The sequence below is a fragment of the Streptomyces xingningensis genome (genome assembly GCF_054957865.1).
Window position 1 is genome coordinate 108,764 of record NZ_JBDJPF010000001.1, and the last position, 20,005, is coordinate 128,768.

General features: G+C 69.8%; 18 protein-coding genes. 5 read left to right on the forward strand and 13 right to left on the reverse strand.

Annotated features, from left to right (window positions below):
- Window positions 1–120: 120 nt before the first annotated feature.
- Both pafA and ABCR83_RS00550 read right to left on the reverse strand, forming a co-directional pair.
- A complete protein-coding gene (gene pafA, locus ABCR83_RS00545; RefSeq protein ID WP_462692128.1) occupies window positions 121–1,482 on the reverse strand; it encodes a Pup--protein ligase in 1,362 nt (453 codons plus the stop codon).
- A 9-nt stretch (window positions 1,483–1,491) separates the two neighbouring features.
- Window positions 1,492–2,751, reverse strand: a complete 1,260-nt coding sequence (locus ABCR83_RS00550) for an MFS transporter (RefSeq protein WP_462692129.1) — start codon at window positions 2,749–2,751, stop codon at window positions 1,492–1,494.
- A gap of 198 nt (window positions 2,752–2,949) precedes the next feature.
- On the opposite strand from ABCR83_RS00550, the gene ABCR83_RS00555 reads away from it, so the two are divergent.
- Window positions 2,950–3,951, forward strand: a complete 1,002-nt coding sequence (locus tag ABCR83_RS00555; protein WP_462692320.1) for a LacI family DNA-binding transcriptional regulator — start codon at window positions 2,950–2,952, stop codon at window positions 3,949–3,951.
- Between the two features lie 64 nt (window positions 3,952–4,015).
- On the opposite strand, the gene ABCR83_RS00560 is transcribed toward ABCR83_RS00555, so the two are convergent.
- Entirely contained in the window at window positions 4,016–4,951 is a 936-nt protein-coding gene (locus ABCR83_RS00560; protein ID WP_462692130.1) for an NADP-dependent oxidoreductase, read from the reverse strand.
- Window positions 4,952–5,096: 145 nt separating this feature from the next.
- On the opposite strand from ABCR83_RS00560, the gene ABCR83_RS00565 reads away from it, so the two are divergent.
- Window positions 5,097–6,080 carry a GlxA family transcriptional regulator gene (locus tag ABCR83_RS00565; protein ID WP_462692131.1) on the forward strand — a complete coding sequence of 328 codons (984 nt, stop codon included), beginning with the start codon at window positions 5,097–5,099 and terminating at the stop codon, window positions 6,078–6,080.
- Between the two features lie 60 nt (window positions 6,081–6,140).
- Here ABCR83_RS00565 and prcA read toward each other — a convergent pair whose 3' ends face one another.
- From prcA to arc, 5 genes are all read right to left on the reverse strand, one after another.
- Window positions 6,141–6,902, reverse strand: coding sequence for a proteasome subunit alpha (gene prcA / locus ABCR83_RS00570; protein ID WP_462692132.1), 762 nt, complete (start codon window positions 6,900–6,902; stop codon window positions 6,141–6,143).
- Between the two features lie 47 nt (window positions 6,903–6,949).
- Window positions 6,950–7,795, reverse strand: a complete 846-nt coding sequence (gene prcB, locus ABCR83_RS00575; protein WP_462692133.1) for a proteasome subunit beta — start codon at window positions 7,793–7,795, stop codon at window positions 6,950–6,952.
- Between the two features lie 102 nt (window positions 7,796–7,897).
- On the reverse strand, window positions 7,898–8,116 hold the full coding sequence (locus ABCR83_RS00580) for a ubiquitin-like protein Pup (protein WP_030608326.1): 219 nt from the start codon (window positions 8,114–8,116) through the stop codon (window positions 7,898–7,900).
- A gap of 157 nt (window positions 8,117–8,273) precedes the next feature.
- The gene (gene dop, locus ABCR83_RS00585) at window positions 8,274–9,785 is read right to left on the reverse strand and encodes a depupylase/deamidase Dop (protein WP_462692134.1); all 1,512 of its coding nucleotides are present in this window, start codon (window positions 9,783–9,785) and stop codon (window positions 8,274–8,276) included.
- A gap of 306 nt (window positions 9,786–10,091) precedes the next feature.
- Window positions 10,092–11,858 (reverse strand): proteasome ATPase, encoded by a 1,767-nt coding sequence (gene arc / locus ABCR83_RS00590; protein WP_462692135.1) that lies wholly within the window; start codon window positions 11,856–11,858, stop codon window positions 10,092–10,094.
- Between the two features lie 244 nt (window positions 11,859–12,102).
- On the opposite strand from arc, the gene ABCR83_RS00595 reads away from it, so the two are divergent.
- Window positions 12,103–12,423, forward strand: coding sequence for a ferredoxin (locus ABCR83_RS00595; protein ID WP_462692136.1), 321 nt, complete (start codon window positions 12,103–12,105; stop codon window positions 12,421–12,423).
- Between the two features lie 4 nt (window positions 12,424–12,427).
- On the opposite strand, the gene ABCR83_RS00600 is transcribed toward ABCR83_RS00595, so the two are convergent.
- The 3 genes from ABCR83_RS00600 to ABCR83_RS00610 form a co-directional block, all read right to left on the reverse strand.
- A complete protein-coding gene (locus ABCR83_RS00600) occupies window positions 12,428–12,994 on the reverse strand; it encodes a hypothetical protein (protein ID WP_462692137.1) in 567 nt (188 codons plus the stop codon).
- Between the two features lie 187 nt (window positions 12,995–13,181).
- Complete coding sequence (locus tag ABCR83_RS00605) at window positions 13,182–14,120, reverse strand: tRNA (adenine-N1)-methyltransferase (protein ID WP_462692138.1); 939 nt, start codon at window positions 14,118–14,120, stop codon at window positions 13,182–13,184.
- Between the two features lie 44 nt (window positions 14,121–14,164).
- Window positions 14,165–15,403, reverse strand: a complete 1,239-nt coding sequence (locus ABCR83_RS00610) for a site-2 protease family protein (protein WP_462692139.1) — start codon at window positions 15,401–15,403, stop codon at window positions 14,165–14,167.
- A 133-nt stretch (window positions 15,404–15,536) separates the two neighbouring features.
- Here ABCR83_RS00610 and ABCR83_RS00615 point away from each other — a divergent pair, with 133 nt between their 5' ends.
- Both ABCR83_RS00615 and ABCR83_RS00620 read left to right on the forward strand, forming a co-directional pair.
- A complete protein-coding gene (locus tag ABCR83_RS00615; protein ID WP_462692140.1) occupies window positions 15,537–16,457 on the forward strand; it encodes a RecB family exonuclease in 921 nt (306 codons plus the stop codon).
- Between the two features lie 15 nt (window positions 16,458–16,472).
- Window positions 16,473–17,144 (forward strand): response regulator, encoded by a 672-nt coding sequence (locus ABCR83_RS00620; protein WP_087928839.1) that lies wholly within the window; start codon window positions 16,473–16,475, stop codon window positions 17,142–17,144.
- An 82-nt stretch (window positions 17,145–17,226) separates the two neighbouring features.
- On the opposite strand, the gene ABCR83_RS00625 is transcribed toward ABCR83_RS00620, so the two are convergent.
- The gene (locus tag ABCR83_RS00625) at window positions 17,227–18,822 is read right to left on the reverse strand and encodes an ABC transporter substrate-binding protein (RefSeq protein WP_462692141.1); all 1,596 of its coding nucleotides are present in this window, start codon (window positions 18,820–18,822) and stop codon (window positions 17,227–17,229) included.
- Between the two features lie 374 nt (window positions 18,823–19,196).
- Window positions 19,197–19,892, reverse strand: coding sequence for an HAD family hydrolase (locus ABCR83_RS00630; RefSeq protein WP_462692142.1), 696 nt, complete (start codon window positions 19,890–19,892; stop codon window positions 19,197–19,199).
- Window positions 19,893–20,005 lie beyond the last annotated feature (113 nt).

A 20,005-nucleotide genomic window follows, 5' to 3' on the forward strand; every position in this document is an offset into this window, starting at 1 on the left:
GGTCCAACTCGGGCTAGGGGGGTGGCTGAACAGTGCCCGCCACTCTACGGCCTGAGCCTCCCGGATCAACTCCGCCCGACACGGGGATGCGCCGGATCCGGCGACCGGCGCATCCTTCCGTCACATTCCGGCGATCAGCTTTTCCACCCGGTCGTCGACCGACCGGAAGGGGTCCTTGCACAACACGGTGCGCTGCGCCTGGTCATTGAGCTTGAGATGCACCCAGTCAACGGTGAAATCCCGGCGCTGTTCCTGCGCGCGGCGGATGAAATCCCCGCGCAGCCGGGCGCGAGTGGTCTGCGGCGGTACCGACTTGCCTTCGAAAATCTTCAGGTCATTGCACACCCGGGCAGCCTGGCCGCGCCGTTCGAGAAGGTAGTAGAGCCCGCGGCGGCGGTGGATGTCGTGGTAGGCCAGGTCTATCTGGGCCACTCTCGGGTGCGACATGGTGATGTTGTTCTTCGCCCGGTACCGCTCGATCAGCTGGTACTTCATCACCCAGTCGATCTCGGTGGAGATCCGGTCCAGGTCCTCGTCCCGGATGGCCTCCAACGACCGGCCCCACAGCTCGAGTACGCGCTCGACCGTGCCGGTGCGAATGCCCCGGCGCTCGCAGAAGTCCACGGCCTTCTCGTAGTACTCCTGCTGGACTTCGAGCGCGGAGGCCTCCCGGCCGCTGGCGAGGCGCACCTTGCGCCTGCCCGTTATGTCATGGCTGACCTCGCGGATGGCCCGGATGGGATTCTCCAGGGTCAGGTCGCGCATCACGGTGCCGGCCTCGATCATGCGCAGCACCAGGTCGGTGGCGCCGACCTTGAGCAGCATCGTGGTCTCCGACATGTTGGAGTCGCCGACGATGACATGCAGCCGGCGGTAGCGCTCGGCGTCGGCGTGCGGCTCGTCCCGGGTGTTGATGATCGGGCGCGAGCGGGTGGTCGCGGAACTGACGCCTTCCCAGATGTGCTCGGCACGCTGGCTGACGCAGTAGACCGCGCCGCGCGGGGTCTGCAGGACCTTGCCGGCGCCGCACAGCAGCTGCCGGGTCACCAGGAAGGGGATGAGGATGTCCGCGAGGCGGGAGAACTCCCCGTGTCTGGCCACGAGATAGTTCTCATGGCAGCCGTAGGAGTTGCCCGCCGAATCGGTGTTGTTCTTGAAGAGATAGACGTCGCCCGCGATTCCCTCCTCGTGCAGGCGGCGTTCGGCATCGACGAGCAGGCCCTCGAGAATGCGCTCGCCCGCCTTGTCGTGGGTGACCAGCTCGGTCACGTTGTCGCACTCGGGAGTTGCGTATTCCGGATGCGAGCCCACATCGAGGTAGAGGCGGGCGCCGTTGCGCAGGAAGACGTTGCTGCTGCGGCCCCAGGAAACGACACGGCGGAAGAGGTAGCGCGCCACTTCGTCAGGCGACAGTCGGCGCTGTCCCCTGAACGTGCACGTGACGCCGTACTCGTTCTCCAGCCCGAAAATGCGGCGGTCCATGCCTGAACACTACGCCTGATGCCCTGCCGTGAAACCGGGTTCGACCGCACCGTTCCGATCATTTTCCGGCTGGATCCGCACCACCCGCGAGGCCTTGGGAGCCACCAGGATTCCTCGCGTCGCGAGGAGGACGAGCAGGGCCGCCACACCACCGCCCGCGGCGACCGTGAACCCGGCCGCCGCACCGCCGCGTTCGACGGCCGGGCCGACGACGGCGGTGCCGATGGAGGCGCCGACGCCGAAGGAGGTCACCAGCCAGGAGAACGCCTCGGTGGCCGTACCGCGCGGCGCATGCCGGTCCACCACCACGAACGCACAGGCGAGACACGGCGCGAGGAACACCCCGGCCGCCCCGGCGAGCACCGTCATGGCGACGACCCCCGGCACCAGCGGCAGCGGCAGGTAGCAGACCGCGAGGGCGCCGATGAGCACCCGCAGCCGCCGCTCCGGGTCCCCCGGCCACTGCCGGGCCCCGTAACCGACACCGCCGATGAGCGCACCGACGCCGAGCGCGGACAGGAGACAGCTCGAGACCATGCCGCCGCCGTGCGCATCGGCGTAGGCGACCGAGGCGACGGCTATGGAGCCCAGCGCCGAACCGACGAAGAAGAACGTCCCGAGCACCACCAGCAGCCCGCGCGAGCGCAGGGCCCCCAGCCAGTGCGCCTCGCGCGGCTCGCTGCGCCACCGGCGGGACGGCGGCGAGGTGACGACCGCCAGCGCGCCCAGCACCCCCAGCGCATTGACGACCAGCAGTGCGGCGGCCTCGGACCACTCGCGGACCAGCAGCATGACGATCAGCGGGCCGGCCGCATACATCACTTCCTGGGCGACGGCGTCCAGCGCGTACGCGGCATGGATGCGGTCCTCGCGCTTCAGGACGGACGGCCACAGCGCACGCAGCCCGCCCTCCAGCGGCGGGGTGAAGAAACCGGCGACGACCATGGCCGCACAGGCGACGGACAGCGGCTCCAGGCCGGTCACGGCGAACAGCACCATGCCCAGCGCGGACAGCACGGCCGAGGGCAGCATCACGCGCGGCTGGCCGTAGAGGTCGACGGCCCGGCCGAGCAACGGCTGGCCGATGGCGTTGGCCACGCCGTATGTGGCCGAGAGCGCACCGGCGAGGGTGTAGCTGCCGCCCTCGGCGCGGGCGAACAGCACGATCGCCAGCGCGGCGGTGGCGGTGGGCAGCCGCCCCACCAGCGTGCCCACGAGCAACCGCGCCGCGTACCGCGCCCTGAGCATCTCGCCGTAGCCCGCCGCCATCGTCTGCCTCTCACTCGACCACACTGGTGTGGTTTTACGTATAACTGAAGGCGTTATACGTATCATGGCCGCAGCTCACGGGTCCAGCCGTGAGCGGAGAGGGGGCTCGCAGCCGTGACAGAGGCCGATGACTCCGGGGGCCGGTGGCCGACGGCACGGGAGACCCATGCGCCCACCGCGCGGGCGACCAGCCGGGACGTGGCACGGGCCGCGGGGGTGTCCCAGGCGACCGTCTCGCTGGTGATGGGCGACAAATGGCGGGGCAGGGTCTCCGAGCGGCGGGCCGAAGCGGTGCGCTCGGCCGCGCGGGAGCTCGGCTACCGGCCCAATCTCGCCGCCCGCAATCTCCGTCTGGGCCGGGCCCGGACCGCGCTGCTGGTGGTGCCCGCGCTCACCAATGAGTTCTTCGCCCGGGTCTATGCGGGCGCGGCCCGGATCGCGGGCGAGCATGGCGTCGGTGTCCTGCTCTATCCGTCCCTGGAGGGGATCGGCCCGGCCCGCGACCCCTTCGCCTCGGCCCGGGCGACGCTCGACGGCGTCATCGCCTCCTCGATGGCGGCCGACGCCCTGGCCGGCATCCGGGCCGGCGGCCTCCCGCTGGTGATGCTGGACAGCGATCCCCGGCGGCCGGAGGCGGCCGCCACCGTCAACTTCGACATCGCCGACGGCATGCGGCAGGTGACGGAGCACCTGCTCGCGCTGGGCCACCGCCGCTTCGCGCGCCTGGCGGCCGACGTCGACTCCTGGACCTTCCGGGTGCGGGCCCGGGCACTGGCCGAGGCACTGCACGGCGTCGCCGACGCCACCGTGGTCCGCACCGAGTCCGCCGCGCTCGACGTGGCGGCCGGCCGGGAGGCCGCCGAGCGGGCCCTCACCGGCCCCTGGCCGCGCCCGACCGCGCTGGTCTGCGACGACGACATCCTGGCGGCGGGGGCCTGCAAGGCGGCCCGGCGGCTCGGCCTGCGGGTGCCCGGCGATGTCTCGGTGACCGGATTCGACGACCTGTCCCTGGCCACGGCGGTCGACCCGGAGCTGACCACGGTCCGGCTGCCGGCGGAGGCGGTGGGCGAGGCGGGTATGCGGGCACTGCTGGACGTGCTCGACGAACGGCCCGTGGGGGCGACGAACCTGCCGGTGGAGCTGGTCGCGCGCGGCTCCACGGGGCGACCCGCGCGGGGCGGCCCGGACGGAGGCCGGTAGGACTCCGTCACCCGGGAAGGCACCTCCGGGCGGGGGTCGTGCGGACCCGGATGCGGCCGACGGTTCAGTCGGCCACGGTGAGCACGAGTTTGCCGGCCGTACGGCGGGTCTCGCCGCGCCGGTGCGCCTCGGCGGCCTGCTCCAGCGGCAGCACGCCTTCGCTCTCGGCGCGCAGGAGGCCCCTGCCGACCAGTGCGGCGATGGCCGTCAGGCCGGCGTGGTCGGCTTCGACGGTCAGATATTCCAGCCGGACGCCACGGTCCTTGGCCGCGGACTTCACTTCTTCAACCCGCGAGAAGACGATGGCGACGAGAATGCCGCCCGGGCGCAGGGTTCGCAGCGAGCGCAGGCCGTAGTCACCGCCGACCGCGTCGAGCACCACATCGACGTCTCGCACCGCCTCGGCGAAATCGGTCTTGGTGTAGTCGATCACTTCATCGGCGCCCAGGCGGCGGACGAAGTCGTGTTTGGGCGCACTGGCGGTACCGATCACCTGCGCGCCGCGGGCCTTGGCGATCTGCACGGCGAGGTGGCCCACCCCGCCCGCCGCGGCATGCACGAGCACGCGCCGGCCGGGCTGTACGTCGGCCGTGTCCACCAGGGCCTGCCAGGCGGTGAGCGCGGCCACCGGCAGCGCGGCGGCCTGTGTGTGGTCGATCCCGGCCGGCTTGCGGACGAAGTTCCGGGACGGGGCGGCCACGTATTCGGCGTAGGCGCCGGCGCCCCGCGGGTAGTCGAGCATGCCGAAGACTTCCTCGCCCGGCTTGTGCAGCGTGACGCCTGCGCCGACTGCCTCGACGACGCCGGACACGTCCCAGCCCAGGACGAACGGCGGCGCGCCCAGATAGAGCCCCGTCGCGCGGTGCAACCAGTCGGTCGGGTTGACGCCGGCGGCGTGCACCCGCACCAGGACGTCGGTGGGCCCGAGCACCGGCCGGTCGAGCTCGACGACCTTGAGGACCTCCGGGCCGCCCAGGGTCTCTTGGCTGATCGCACGCATCAGCGGTTTCCTTCCTCGTGGCACCTTCCGTGCGTACGCCTTCCTCGCGGTCCGTTCCGCGTGCGTACGACGACTGCGATCAGTGTGCTGACATCGGCAGACGGCAGAAAGTGGCCTGATGGCCATGGTGTGCAAGGATCTGGTCATGCACCGAGTCGTCGTACTCGTCCTGGAGAACGTCTATCCATTCGAGCTGGGGATCCCTGCGCGGATCTTCGGCGCGGCCCGGGGCCCCGCGGGAGAGCGGCTCTACGAAGTGATCACGTGTTCGCTCGATGGCGGCCCGGTCGCCACCTCCGCCGATTTCGCCATCGCGGTGGAACACGGCGTCGAGGCGCTCGAGACCGCCGACACCCTGGTCATCCCGCCGTTCGTCTGGGAACCCGAGGACGAGGAGGACCCGCTCGTACTGCCGCCGGACCTGTTCGCCACGCTGCGGCCGGGCACCCGCGTGGTGTCGATCTGCACCGCGGCCGTCCTGCTCGCCGCGGCCGGTGTTCTCAACGGCCGCCCCGCGACCACGCATTGGCAGGAGGCCGAGCGCTGTCGACGACTGTTCCCCCAGGTCCGATGGGACGCGGACGTGCTGTTCGTGGACGACGGGAACGTGCTCACCTCCGCCGGAGTGGCCGCCGGTATCGATCTGTGCATGTACATCATCCGTCGCGACCACGGCAGCGCGGTCGCCAACCGCACGGCCCGCCACTGCGTCGTGCCGCCCTGGCGCGACGGTGGGCAGGCGCAGTACATCGAACAACCGGTGCCAAGCCCGTCGACGGCCGCGACCGCGGCCACTCGGGCCTGGGCGCTGCAACGGCTGGAGCGCCCGCTACCGCTGAGCGAGCTCGCCCGGCACGCCCGGATGAGCGTGCGGACCTTCAGCCGCCGTTTCCGGCAGGAGGTCGGGGTGAGCCCCGGCGACTGGCTGATCCGGCAGCGGGTGGATCTCGCTCGCCACCTGTTGGAGGCCAGCGACCTCCCCATCGACCAGATCGCCCGCCGCGCCGGGTTCGGCACGGCCGCCTCGCTCCGCCAGCACCTGCACACCGCGATCGGCGTATCGCCGCTCGCCTATCGGCGGACGTTCCGCACGGCCGACGGACCCGCGGGCCGACCACCAAGCGGTTGACCCCGGGGCCCGCACCGACCCATGGACACTCCTAAGCGTGCCCCGCCTCCCCGAGACCGCTTAGGACTCGGCGTCCTCCGCGGAGTCCGGACCCGACTCCGGTTCCGACTCGGCCGGCCCCGACCCACCGTCCAGCAGCCGGGACAGCTGACGGCCCAACAGCCGCTTGAATTTGCGCTGTTGCGGACGGGTCCGGTCCAGCACCGCGACCTCGAGCTGCTCGGCGGTCAGGCTCCGCTCCCCGCCGTTGTTGTCACGGGCGAGCGACTCGACGGCGAGCTTGAGCGCTTCGCTCAAGGTCATCCCGTCCCGGTGGCGCTGGTCGAGATAGCTGCTGATCTGGTCGGCATTGCCACCGACCGCCACCGAACCGTGCTCGTCGACAATCGAGCCGTCATGCGGCAGCCGGTAGATCTGGTCGTCCTCGGGGCCCGCGCCGACCTCGGCGACGATCAGCTCGACCTCGTACGGCTTCTCGCCCGCGCTGGAGAAGATGGTGCCCAGGGTCTGTGCATAGACATTGGCGAGACCGCGGGCCGTGACATCGTCACGGTCATAGGTGTAGCCGCGCAGATCGGCGTAGCGCACCCCGCCGATGCGCAGGTTCTCGAACTCGTTGTACTTGCCGACCGCCGCGAACGCGATCCGGTCGTAGATCTCGCTGACCTTGTGCAGCGCGCGGGACGGGTTCTCGGCGACAAAGACAACGCCATCGTTGTATTGGAGGACCACGACGCTGCGGCCACGCGCGATGCCCTTGCGGGCGTACTCGGCACGGTCGGCCATGGCCTGCTGGGGTGAGACATAGAACGGCGTCGACACCGGTTATCCGTCCCTTTCTGTCAGTGGCGAAAACATTCCGGGAAGCCTCAGAGCAGCGCGGCCCGCGGGCCGTCCGGCTCCTCGAGCCGGCGCTCGTGGATCGCGCGGACGACCTCGGAGCACTGGGCCTCGGTGAGCTTCCGGAACCCCTCGTCGGTGATGACGGTGACGATCGGGTAGATGCGGCGTGCGAGATCGGGCCCGCCGGTCGCCGAATCGTCGTCCGCCGCGTCGTACAGCGCCTGGACGACGAGCGTGGTGGCCTGCCCCTCCGTGAGGTCTTCACGGAAGAGCTTTTTGAGCGCACCGCGCGCGAAGAGCGAGCCGGATCCGGTGGCCGAGAAGCCGTGCTCCTCGGAACGCCCGCCGGTTACATCGTAGGAGAAGATGCGGCCCTTCTGGCGGTCCACGTCCCAGCCCGCGAAGAGCGGCACCACGGCCAGGCCCTGCATGGCCATGCTGAGATTGCCGCGGATCATGGTGGAGAGCCGGTTGGCCTTGCCCTCCAGCGAGAGCTGGACGCCCTCGACCTTCTCGAAGTGCTCCAGCTCGAGCTGGAAGAGCTTGACCATTTCCACCGCCAGCCCGGCGGCGCCGGCGATGCCGACGGCCGAGTACTCATCGGTGGGGAAGACCTTTTCGATGTCGCGCTGCGCGATGACATTGCCCATCGTCGCCCGCCGGTCGCCCGCCAGCACCACCCCGCCGGGGAAGGTCGCCGCGACGATGGTGGTGCCGTGCGGGATCTCTATGGCGCCCTTGACGGTGGGCAGGTGCCGGTTGCCCGGCAGCAGCTCCGGCGCATGACTGCCGAGGAAGTCCATGAACGACGAGGAGCCCGGCGTCAGGAAGGCAGCCGGCAGTCGCCCGGTGCTACGAGGGTTGGCTTCCACACGAATCCTTCCAACGGATCTTGAAATACTGCAGGACCTTACCTTCGGGCGGTGAGCAGGCCGTCCCGCACCCCCGCCCGGGGCGCGGGACGGGACTGCGCTCTACTGCCCGCCCTTCTGAACGAACGAGCGCACGAAGTCCTCGGCGTTCTCTTCGAGCACATCATCGATTTCGTCCAGCACGGAATCCACGTCGTCCGACAGCTTCTCGTGACGTTCCTTGAGGTCTTCGGACGCTTGCGCATCCTGCGCCTGCTCCTCGACCTCCTCGGTGGAACGCGTCGCTTTCTGCTGTCCGCCGCCGGTGTCCTTGGTCGCCATGTCCCTCACCCCGCTCGGTTTGACGTACAAGACGCGTACAAGTGCCGTACAAGATCAGACCCTACAAGCAGGGTCGGACATCGGCCCTGTAGTTGCCGGAACGTCCCGGAACCACGGTGATGATTCCCGGAACGCACCCTCCTCAGACCCTCCGCCGTCAGCCGCCGGACAGGACCCGCACCAGGTCCTCGGCCGTCCGGCAGCGGTCCAAGAGCTCCTTGACGTGGTTGCGCGTGCCCCGCAGCGGCTCCAGCGTGGGCACCCGTTGCAGGGAGTCACGGCCCGGGAGGTCGAAGATGACCGAGTCCCAGGAGGCCGCGGCCACGTCGTCCGCGTACTGCTCGAGGCAGCGGCCGCGGAAGTAAGCCCGGGTGTCCTCGGGCGGCGCGGTACGGGCGCGCTCGACATCGGCCTCGTCGAGCAGCCGCTTCATCTTGCCGCGGGCCGCGAGGCGGTTGTACAGCCCCTTGTCCGGCCGTACGTCCGCGTACTGCAGGTCCACCAGGTGCAGCCGGGCCGCGTCCCACTCCAGGCCGTCGCGGCGCCGGTAGCCCTCCAGCAGCTCGCGCTTGGCCACCCAGTCCAGCTCGCCGGACAGGCTCATCGGATCGCGCTCCAGCCGGTTCAGCACGTCCTCCCAGCGGGCCAGGACATCCTTGGTCTGCTCGTCGGCGTCGGCACCGAAGCGGTCCTCCACATGCTTGCGGGCCAGCTCGAAGTACTCCATCTGCAACTGCACCGCCGTCAGCGTGCGCCCGCTGCGCAGCGTGATCAGCCGGCGCAGCGTGGGGTCGTGGCTGACCTGGTGGAGGGTTCGGACCGGCTGTTCCACCGCGAAGTCGGCGGAGATGAAGCCGTCCTCGATCATGGACAGCACCAGCGAGGTGGTGCCGAGCTTGAGGTAGGTGGAGATCTCCGAGAGGTTGGCGTCGCCGATGATGACATGCAGCCGGCGGTACTTCTCGGCATCCGCGTGCGGCTCGTCGCGGGTGTTGATGATGGGCCGCTTCAGGGTGGTCTCCAGGCCGACCTCGACCTCGAAGTAGTCGGCGCGCTGGCTGATCTGGAAGCCGTGCTCGCGGCCGTCCTGGCCGATGCCCACCCGCCCCGCCCCGGTGACGACCTGGCGGGAGACGAAGAAGGGCGTCAGATGGCGCACGATGTCCGAGAAGGGGGTCTCCCGCTTCATCAGGTAGTTCTCATGGGTGCCGTAGGAGGCGCCCTTGTTGTCGGTGTTGTTCTTGTAGAGGTGGATCGGCTGGGCACCGGGCAGCTGGGCAGCGCGCTCGGCCGCCTGCGCCATAATGCGTTCCCCCGCCTTGTCCCACAGGACGGCGTCGCGGGGGTTGGTGATCTCCGGGGAGCTGTATTCGGGGTGGGCGTGGTCCACGTACAGCCGCGCGCCATTGGTGAGGATGACATTGGCGAGGCCGATGTCCTCGTCGGTGAGCTGGCTGGAGTCCGCGGCCTCACGGGCGAGGTCGAAGCCTCGGGCGTCCCGCAGCGGGTTCTCCTCCTCGAAGTCCCAGCGGGCACGTCGTGCCCGGTGCATCGCGGCCGCATAGGCGTTGACGATCTGGGACGAGGTGAGCATGGCATTGGCGTTCGGGTGACCGGGGACGGAGATCCCGTACTCCGTCTCGATGCCCATTACTCGCCGTACGGTCATGCGGCCCTCCTTGCCCGGCGGCGCCCCCTGGTGGGTTCGGCGCTCAAGTACCGCTGCGCAACCGGTGCGTGTACCGTCCCCGGTCCCCCACTGCGCGTCGCGGCGGTACCGAAGAGCCTAGAACGGCTTTGCGGCGGTGGGGAGATCATTACAGTCATTGCTCCGGTTCGTGCCGTGCCGTGCGTTCCTGGCGCAAAACACATCCGGCTGCGGATTCCCGCGGCCCGCCAGGGGCGGGGTGCGGGGAAGGTCCGCAGCCGGACGGGCGGTGCTGTGCCGGCCGGGGGGACGGCCCCCGGGCCCCCGCTACAGGTACTGGCCGGTATTGGCCACGGTGTCGATGGAACGGCCGGTGTCCGCGCCCTGCTTCCCGGTGACCAGGGTGCGGATGAAGACGATCCGCTCGCCCTTCTTGCCGGAGATGCGGGCCCAGTCGTCCGGGTTGGTGGTGTTGGGCAGGTCCTCGTTCTCCTTGAACTCGTCCACGCAGGCGGCGAGCAGATGGGAGACGCGCAGGCCCTTCTGGTTGTGGTCGAGGAAGGCCTTGATGGCCATCTTCTTGGCCCGGTCCACGATGTTCTGGATCATCGCGCCGGAGTTGAAGTCCTTGAAGTAGAGGACTTCCTTGTCACCGTTGGCGTAGGTGACCTCAAGGAAGCGGTTCTCCTCGGACTCCGCGTACATCTGCTCCACCACCGACTGGATCATGCCGTCGATGGCGGCCTTGGCCGATCCGCCGTGCTCGGTGAGGTCGTCCGCGTGCAGCGGCAGGCTCTCGGTCAGGTACTTGGAGAAGATGTCCTTGGCGGCCTCCGCGTCCGGACGCTCGATCTTGATCTTCACATCGAGCCGGCCGGGCCGCAGGATCGCGGGGTCGATCATGTCCTCGCGGTTGGAGGCGCCGATGACGATGACGTTCTCCAGGCCCTCCACGCCGTCGATCTCGGAGAGCAGCTGGGGGACGATGGTGTTCTCCACGTCCGAGCTGACCCCGGAGCCGCGGGTGCGGAAGAGGGAGTCCATCTCGTCGAAGAAGACGATCACCGGCGTGCCCTCGCTGGCCTTCTCCCGGGCCCGCTGGAAGATCAGCCGGATATGCCGCTCGGTCTCGCCGACATACTTGTTGAGCAGTTCGGGGCCCTTGATGTTGAGGAAGAAGCTCTTCCCCGCGGGCTTGCCGGTGACCTCGGCGACCTTCTTGGCAAGGGAGTTGGCCACCGCCTTGGCGATGAGGGTCTTGCCGCAGCCGGGCGGGCCGTACAGCAGCACGCCTTTGGGCGGCCGGAGTTCGTGCTCCTTGAAGAGGTCGGGGTAGAGGTAGGGGAGCTCGACCGCATCGCGGATCAGCTCGATCTGGTTGCCCAGTCCGCCGATCTTCGTGTAGTCGATGTCCGGGACCTCTTCGAGGACGAGCTCCTCGACCTCGCTCTTCGGAATGACTTCGTAGACGTAGCCGGAGCGGGGTTCCAGCAACAGGGCGTCGCCGGGGCGGATGGTGATGTCCAGCAGCGGCTCGGCGAGCCTCACCACGCGCTCCTCGTCGGTGTGCCCGATGACCAGGGCCCGTTCGCCGCCCTCGAGGATCTCCTTGAGGGTGACGATGTCCCCGGCCCGCTCGAACGCCATGGCATCGACCACATTGAGCGCCTCGTTGAGCATGACCTCCTGGCCGGGCCTCAGCTCGTCGGCGTCGACGCTCGGGCTGACGTTCACCCGGAGCTTGCGGCCGCCGGTGAAGATGTCCACCGTGTCGTCGTCGTTCGCCTGGAGAAAGACCCCGAAGCCGGCGGGCGGCTGGGCGAGCCGGTCGACTTCTTCCTTGAGGGCCACGATCTGGTCGCGGGCCTCGCGCAGGGTGTTGGCGAGCCGCTCGTTCTGAGCGGACACTCCGGCCAGGTTGGTCTGGAGCTCAACGATCCGCTCTTCGAGAATCCTCGTGTGTCGCGGAGAGTCGGCGAGCTTCCGCCGCAGGACGGCGATCTCCTGCTCGAGATAGGCAACCTGGCTCGCGGGGTCGTCAGACCCTCGTCCCGGCCGGATGCCGCGGTTCATGTCGTCGTCGTGGGCTGCCACGGTCCTCACCTCCTCCAAGGGGAGCTGGACGCTTCCAGACCCTACCTGGGCCGGTGCAGGTTGAAACCCCTAGATCACAAACCCGGTCGGAGTGTGTCCGATCTTCACCCTTGCGCACGTCCTCACGAGAGGGGAATACCCACCCATCAACATCGGAAAGCGGGCGGTTGTATTGTCGAACTCGGTCAACACCCGTCAGTGCTGGCTCCAATTGGTTCACGCAGGGAGAGGAACGGCAGACGAGATGACCGTGCAGAACGAAGACCGCGCGGCAGTGGCCGAGGCGCCCCAGGACGGTCTCGAGGTGTGGATCGACCAGGACCTGTGCACCGGCGACGGCATCTGTGTGCAGTACGCCCCCGAGGTCTTCGAGCTGGACATCGACGGCCTGGCCTATGTGAAGAGCGCCGACGACGAACTGCTGCAGGACAAGGGCGCCACCACTCCGGTACCGCTGACGCTGCTGGCCGACGTCCGGGATTCGGCGAAGGAGTGCCCCGGGGAGTGCATCCATGTGCGCCGCGTCTCGGACAAGACCGAGGTGTACGGCCCCGACGCCGGGTGACGGCTCACACACTCCCCGCGACGGGCAGTGCGGTCAGCGCGAACTTCCCGTTCTTCCAACGCCATTCGACCGCCCGGCGCAGATCCGGACAGCAGCGCGGCACCTTCATGGAGGAGTAGCCGAGCAGGGTGGCCGAAATGATGCCGTTCCGCACCGCGAAGCCGGTGACGCTCATCCGCTGTGCGGGATCGACCAGGGTGGCCACCACCCGGGGGCCTGCGTACACATCCGAGTCCTTGGGCTGTTCCCGGGTCTTCAGGACGTAGACCCCGCTCGGCGCGGTGCCCGCTCCGGAGCGGCAGCGCACCACGGCGACCGCCTCGGCCCGCTCGTCCCCGTCGAAGTCGGCGGCTGCCCAGCGCACCACCTGCACGCCCGTATTGCCGCAGTCGAGCGGATAGGGCGCCCCGAACACATCGGCCGCCGCAACGGGCCGCGCCGAGGCGGTGGCGGTCTCGTCGCCGGGGCCGATGAGGGCGGCGCCGATGAGCACGGCGGCCAGGCCCACGACGGTGACCAGCCAGTGGACGAGGCGGGGGCGGTTGTGCGGGAGTCCTGCCGGGGGCTGCACGCGCGCTGGCTCCTGTGCGGAAGGGGGCTTGCGGAGATGCTCGCATCGTCGCACACGGCTCCGCGGCGGGGAACGGCGGGCATGGGCCAACGCATGGGTGCCGCCGCCGAGTTCGGTCTCGGCGGCGGCACCCGGGTGCGTACGAAGGTCAGCGGTCGGCGGAATCCCGCCGGTCACCCGGCACGTTTCACTCCCGCCCGCCCGGCGCGCTCTGCTCCCGCCCACCCGGCGCGTTTTGCTCCCGCCCGCCCGGCCCGGTGTAGTCCTCGCCATAGGCGCCCTTCGCCGGACGGCGGCGGCGCAGCGGCGGCTCGACGCCGTCCGCGAGGCGGCGGGCGGTGAGCAGGAAGCCGGTGTGCCCGACCATGCGGTGGTCGGGGCGTACCGCCAGGCCCTCCACATGCCAGGTGCGGACCATGGTCTCCCAGGCCGACGGCTCGTTGAACGAGCCGTGTTCACGGATCGATTCGACGGTGCGGGCGAGCTGCGTGGTGGTGGCCACATACGCGCACAGGATGCCGCCGGGGACCAGGGCCTTGGAGACGGCCTCCAGGCACTCCCAGGGGGCGAGCATGTCGAGGATGACCCGGTCGACCTCGGTGTCGGAGAGGTTGTCCTGGAGGTCACCGACGGTGAGCTGCCAGGCGGGGTGCGGGGAGCCGAAGTAGCGCTCGACGTTCTGCTGGGCGATCTCGGCGAAGTCGGCCCGGCGCTCGTAGGAGTGCAGCATGCCCTGGTCGCCGATGGCGCGCAGCAGGAAGGTGCTGAGCGAGCCGGAGCCGACGCCGGCCTCCACGACGCGGGCGCCGGGGAAGATGTCGGCCATCGCCAGGATCTGCCCCGCGTCCTTGGGGTAGACCACGGCGGCTCCGCGCGGCATGGACAGGACATAGTCGGGGAGCAGCGGGCGCAGCGCGAGGTAGGCGACGTTTCCCGTGGTACGGACAACACTGCCCTCGGGAGCACCGATCAGCTCGTCGTGCGGGAAGGCACCCTTGTGGGTGTGGAACTGCTTCCCGGCTTCGAGCGTGAAGGTGTAGTGGCGTCCCTTGGGGTCGGTGAGCTGGACCTGGTCCCCGACCTGGAAGGGCCCGCGACGGCGGGCGGCACCGGTCGGTTCGGACATGTGACCAGCCTACCGGGCGTATGGAGGGCCTGGCACCACGAGGTTCACGAGGGGGTGCGGGCCATCGCGGCCACGAAGGCGCGCTCCACGTCGGAGGTGGACAGCACGCCGTAGACCTCGCCGGTCTCCTCGACGACGAGGTACTCGGTGGCGGGGGTGGTCCGCAGCACGTCCAGCAGTTCCTCGCCGGAGAGTTCGGCGGAGACGCGCATGCCGTCCGTGATGTCCTGGGCGAGGGTGCCGACGGCGACCCAGGGGCGGCGGTGCGCGGGGACGGCGACGATGGCCGCCTCGCGGACCAGGGCGGTGGGGGTGCCCTGGCTGTCGACGACGACAAGGGCGCGGGCCCCCTCCTCGTTGGCGCGCCGCAGTGCCTCGGAGAGCGGGGTGGCGGCCTCGACGGGCACCGCGCGCCGGGTGAGGGTGCGGGCCCGCAGGCCGGGCAGCCGCTCGCGCAGCCGGGCCATGCGCAGGCTGTTGCCGGCCCCGGTCCAGATGATCGCGGCGAGGATCGCGGCGAGCAGGGCGTCGGTGATCGAGTCGACGCCGCCGAAGCTCTCCGGACGGTCGGCCTGGGTGATCAGGGGCAGCCCGATGAGCACGGTGACGGCGAGCGCGCGGCCGACCCAGGCGGCGGCGACGGTGCCGGTCATGGGCTTGCCGCTGATCTTCCAGACGATGGCCCGGAGCATCCGGCCGCCGTCCAGGGGCAGTCCGGGCAGCAGGTTGAAGATCGCGACCAGCAGGTTGGAGACCATCAGCCCGGCCAGCAGCACGCCGGGTACGGTGCCGGGTTCGACGGCCCGCATGCCGAGCCAGAACAGGCCGGCCAGCACCAGGGACAGCAGTGGGCCGACGAAGGCGAGGACGAATTCCCTGCCGGGGGTCTCGCTTTCCTTCTCGATCTCCGAGACGCCTCCGAAGAACTGCAGCTGGATGCGGCGCACCGGGAGCTTGAAGCGCAGGGCGGCGACCGTGTGGGCGAGTTCATGGACGAGCACGGAGGCGTAGAAGGCGACCGCGAAGAACAGCGAGACGAGGTATCGCGCATTGCCGAGCTCGGGCAGGACGCGGTCGAGCTGGCCGCCGAAGACCCAGGTGATGAGGGCGGCGACGAGGAACCAGCTGGGGGCCACATAGACCGGGACGCCGAACGGCCGGCCCATGAGAATGCCGCCGCCTGCTTCGCGCGGACGCTGCGGCTTGCGGTCTTCGGGCTCGGTCCGCCGGCCACCGCCGCCGGCGCCTCGGTCTCCTCCCGGGCCCTGCCCGCTGTTCTCCACGGTGTCCCCTCATCGGATGCGGCCCCCGCACCCGCCTGGTGCGTTGTGGTGTTGCCACGATCATGCAGTGCGAGGGCTTCTGCCGTCGATGGTATGCCGCACGATGTCGGTCACGGGCCGTAGGGTCTCTGCCATGGATAAAGCTGCCCAGGGTGCCGCCCCGGAGCCGGCCGGGCGGGCCGCCGTCGGGCGGTCGGCCTCGCTTTCGCCGTCGCGCGCGGCCGATTTCATGCGGTGCCCGCTGCTCTACCGCTTCCGTGTGATCGACCGGCTGCCGGAGAAGCCGAGCCCGGCGGCCACCCGGGGCACGGTGGTGCATGCCGTGCTGGAGCGGCTCTTCGACGTTCCGGCCGCCGAGCGCACCGCCCCGCGGGCGCGCGCTCTGGTGCCGGGTGAGTGGGAGAAGCTGCTGGCGGCGCGGCCGGAGCTGGCGGAGCTGTTCCTGCGGGAGGACGGCTCGCCCGACCCCGAGCGGCTGGCGCAGTGGCTGGCGGAGGCGGAGCGGCTGGTCGAGCGGTGGTTCACGCTGGAGGATCCGAGCCGGCTGGAGCCCGCGGAGCGCGAGCTCCAGGTGGAGACGGTGCTGGATTCGGGGCTGGTGCTGCGCGGGATCGTCGACCGGGTGGATGTCGCGCCGACCGGCGAGGTGCGGATCGTCGACTACAAGACGGGCAAGGCCCCGGCTCCGCAGTACCGGGCGGATGCCCTGTTCCAGATGACCTTCTACGCCCTGGTGATCTGGCGGCTGCGCGGGCAGGTGCCGCGCAGGCTGCAGCTGGTGTATCTGGGCAGCGGTGATGTGCTGACGTACGACCCGGTCGAGGCGGAGCTGCTGGCGGTGGAGCGCAAGCTGCGGGCGCTGTGGGAGGCCATCCGGCTGGCCACCGAGACGGGCGACTGGCGGCCGCGTCCGACCAGGCTCTGCGGCTGGTGCGACCACCAGGCGGTCTGTCCGGAATTCGGCGGTACTCCCCCGCCGTATCCGCTGCCGGTGCCGGGCCAGCGCCCGCCGGTGACCGGTGAGGCGGGTCAGGGCAGAATGGATGCGGTCTAGCGAAGGAGAGTTCCTGTGGCGATCCGCGTCCTACTGGTCGATGACCAGCCGCTGCTGCGTACCGGCTTCCGGATGATTCTGGAGGCCGAGCAGGACCTCGCGGTCGTGGGTGAGGCCGGGGACGGTCTGCAGGCGCTCGACCAGGTCCGGGCGCTGCAGCCCGATGTGGTGCTGATGGACATCCGGATGCCCCGGATGGACGGCGTGGAGGCGACCCGGCAGATCACCGGGCCGGAGCGCAACGGCCCGGCGAAGGTGCTGGTGCTGACGACCTTCGACCTCGACGAGTATGTGGTGGAGGCGCTGCGGGCCGGGGCGAGCGGCTTCCTGCTGAAGGACGCGCCCGCCCATGAACTGGTGCAGGCGATCCGGGTGGTGGCGGGCGGCGAGGCGATGCTCGCGCCGAGCATCACCCGGCGGCTGCTGGACAAGTACGCGGGCCATCTGCCGTCCGGCGAGGAGCCGTTGCCGGACACCCTGCACACGCTGACCGACCGTGAGGTCGAGGTGCTCAAGCTGGTGGCCCGCGGCCTGTCGAACGCGGAGATCGCGGCGGATCTCTTTGTGAGCGAGACGACGGTCAAGACGCATGTGGGCCATGTGCTGACCAAGCTGGGGCTGCGGGACCGGGTGCAGGCGGCGGTCTACGCCTATGAGAGCGGACTGGTGCGTCCCGGCGCCCAGTAGGCGGGAGTTGACGGTGAGCCCGCGGTGCGGCCGACCGGGCCCCGGCAGGAGCCGTTGACCCGGTCTTCCGCGCCGCGCGGCGTTACGCCCCGCGGCCGAGTTCCCACAGCTGCAGCTCGGAGGAGGAGCTGAGCAGCCACTCCGCGCCGGTGATATTGTCCCGGGCCGCCACATACTGCTTCCTCTGCCACAGGGGCAGCAGCGGGACCTCGTCGGCGACGATGTCCTGCGCCTGCTCGAAGAGTTTGGCCGCCGATTCTCGCTGGGTGACCTGACGGGACTGCGGGACCAGGCTCTCGATCTTCGCGTTGCGGTAGGGGGAGTGGAGGAAGTTGTCCTTGCCGAAGAACGGGGCGACGAAGTTGTCCGGGTCCGGGAAGTCGGGGAACCAGCCCATGCCGTAGGCCGGGTACTTGCCCTTGCCCGCGTTGGGGCGGAATTCCGACCACTTCACGCCCTGCAACTGCACCTCGAACAGGCCGCTGCCGTTGAGCTGCTTCTGGAGCGCCTTGAACGCCTTGCCGGTGGCGTCACCGTAGTGGTCGGAGGTGTAAGTGAGGGAGAACTTCACCGGAGTGCTGATGTTCGCCGACCGCAGGAGGGCGCGGGCCTTGTCGACGCTGGGGTCCCCATAGCGGTTGGAGAACGAGTTCTGGTGGCCGGTGATGCCGGTGGGAACGAGTGAGTACAGCGGGTCGCTGGTCCGGTCGTACCCGTCACGGGCCAGCGCCTGACGGTCCACCAGCTGGGCGATGGCCTGGCGCACCGCCTTGGGCTTCACGGCCGGGTCCTCCGTGTTGAAGGCCAGATAGCCGATTTCCTGCCCGGGCGACTCCAGCAGCTTCACGCCCTTGCCCGTGTCCTTGCGCAGGCTGCCGATCTGCTCGGGCGACAGGGTGCGGTTGATGACGTCGATCTCGCCGTTCTTGAGCGCCTTCTCCATCGACTTCGCGTCGTCGTAGAAGCGCATCTCGACCCTGTCGTTCTGCGGCTTCACCGCGCCCCGGTAGTCCGGGTTCCTGGTGAAGACGGCCTTGGCGACCCTGCCGTCCTGCTCCTCGGTCTTCAGGGTGTACGGGCCGGAACCCACCACCTTGAGGCCGTTGTCCAGCTTGTCCTTGGCGAACTCCGCGCTGTCCACGATGGCCGCGGCCGGGGTGGCGAGCTTCAGCGGGAAGGTCGCGTCGGGCGACTTGAGCTGGAAGACGATCTCGTGATCGTTGGGGGTCTCCACCCGGTCGATGTTGGCGAGCAGCGAGACGGGTCCATTGTCGAAGTTGATGGCCTTGACCCGGTCGATGGAGAACTTGACGTCCTTGACGGTCACCGGACGGCCGCTGGAGAACTTCATGCCGCTGCGCAGCGTGCACCGGAACTGTTCGTTCTGCCGGTCCGAGAACGAGCACTTGGACGCCGCGTCGGGCACCGGCTCGGAGCCGGAGCGGGGCAGCCGCTCCAGTGTCTGATAGGTGCTGTGCAGCACGTTCCAGACGCTGGCGTCATATGCGGCGGCCGGGTCGAGGGGCGCGGGTGCGTCCGTCGTCTGCTCGAACCGGTCGGTGGTGCCGATGACGATGGCGCCATCGCGCTTGCCTGCCCCGCTGCTGCCGCCGCAGGCGACGAGTACGGGAGCCAGCAGGCCTGCCACCGTGGGCAGCACCAACGTCTTGCGGTTCATTGTCCGGGGTTCTCCCTGTGATGCGATCGGCGCCGGGGCGGAACGGGCCGCCCGCACGGGCAGCCGTGAAGTACTCGCGAAAGGTTAGTCCGCGGAGTCGGCTTCGCCGGAACAGGGCCGAGTCGCCGCCCTTTCGCGCCACCGTGACGGTCGGCGGTCGACCCGGCACAGGAAAGACGGAACGATTCACGCACCAACTGACCAATCGGGACACAAGGGTGTGCTCTCATCCCCTTGAGAGCACTCCAACCGGGCCACGGCCGGGATGCGATCTCGCCAGTCCGGTGACGAACATCACGTGGTCAAGTGTCCTGAAGGGCTTGGAAATCGCGGCCCTTTCCGATCATGGAAACAGCCGGCCGGACGCTCGGAGTTCAGAACCGGATCAGGCTCCGCAGAAATCCGAGATCGACTTCCTCCAGCGAGCCGACGACGGTGCGCCCGGCGGCGGGCGGAATCGCGGCCACGGACGGCACCGCCACCACGGGGCAGCCCGCCGCCTCGGCCGCCGTCACCCCGGTCAGGGTGTCCTCGATGACGGCGCACCGCCGGGGGGCCACCCCGAGCCGGGCCGCCGCCAGCAGATAGGGGTCCGGGTGCGGCTTGGTGCGCTCGATCTCGTCGCCCGCGACGGTCAGCGCGAAGTTCTGCGGGCCGAGTGCGGGCAGCACCCGGTCGATGATCTTCCGGTGCGAGGCGGAGACCAGGGCGGTCGGCACGGAGTGCGCGGCGAGCTCGGCGAGCAGCCGCCGGGCGCCCGGCATCATCGGCACACCGTGCCCGATCATCTCCGCGAAGCGCGTGTTGAGGAGCGCGGTCAGCTCGGCGAGGGCGATCTTCGCCCCGGTGGCCTTGATCAGGAAGGAGGCGCTGCGGGTCATCGGACCACCGACGACGATCTCGCGGTACTCCTCCAGGAGCTGGTGGCCGAGCTCGGCGAAGACGGCGACCTCCACCTCCCACCAGAAGCCCTCGGTGTCGACGAGGGTACCGTCCATGTCGAGCAGAACGGCCTGCAGGGCCGAGCCGGCGGCTGCACGGTCCGCGACGGCGGGGATGCTGCTGGTCATCCGCGCACCTCCAGAGGGGACAAGAAGGCCGGCCCGCGCTTTCCGCTGTATGCGGACGGCGGACCGGCCTTCACCGGACGACAAGTCTACGACTGGTGTGCGGGAAGCGCCCC

Bases quoted from the DNA above. Each gene is read 5' to 3' on its own strand.
- pafA (WP_462692128.1), bottom strand. From the start codon at position 1,482: ATGGACCGCCGCATTTTCGGGCTGGAGAACGAGTACGGCGTCACGTGC.
- ABCR83_RS00550 (WP_462692129.1), bottom strand. From the start codon at position 2,751: ATGGCGGCGGGCTACGGCGAGATGCTCAGGGCGCGGTACGCGGCGCGG.
- ABCR83_RS00560 (WP_462692130.1), bottom strand. From the start codon at position 4,951: ATGCGTGCGATCAGCCAAGAGACCCTGGGCGGCCCGGAGGTCCTCAAG.
- ABCR83_RS00565 (WP_462692131.1), top strand. From the start codon at position 5,097: ATGCACCGAGTCGTCGTACTCGTCCTGGAGAACGTCTATCCATTCGAG.
- ABCR83_RS00580 (WP_030608326.1), bottom strand. From the start codon at position 8,116: ATGGCGACCAAGGACACCGGCGGCGGACAGCAGAAAGCGACGCGTTCC.
- dop (WP_462692134.1), bottom strand. From the start codon at position 9,785: ATGACCGTACGGCGAGTAATGGGCATCGAGACGGAGTACGGGATCTCC.
- ABCR83_RS00595 (WP_462692136.1), top strand. From the start codon at position 12,103: ATGACCGTGCAGAACGAAGACCGCGCGGCAGTGGCCGAGGCGCCCCAG.
- ABCR83_RS00605 (WP_462692138.1), bottom strand. From the start codon at position 14,120: ATGTCCGAACCGACCGGTGCCGCCCGCCGTCGCGGGCCCTTCCAGGTC.
- ABCR83_RS00615 (WP_462692140.1), top strand. From the start codon at position 15,537: ATGGATAAAGCTGCCCAGGGTGCCGCCCCGGAGCCGGCCGGGCGGGCC.
- ABCR83_RS00625 (WP_462692141.1), bottom strand. From the start codon at position 18,822: ATGAACCGCAAGACGTTGGTGCTGCCCACGGTGGCAGGCCTGCTGGCT.
- ABCR83_RS00630 (WP_462692142.1), bottom strand. From the start codon at position 19,892: ATGACCAGCAGCATCCCCGCCGTCGCGGACCGTGCAGCCGCCGGCTCG.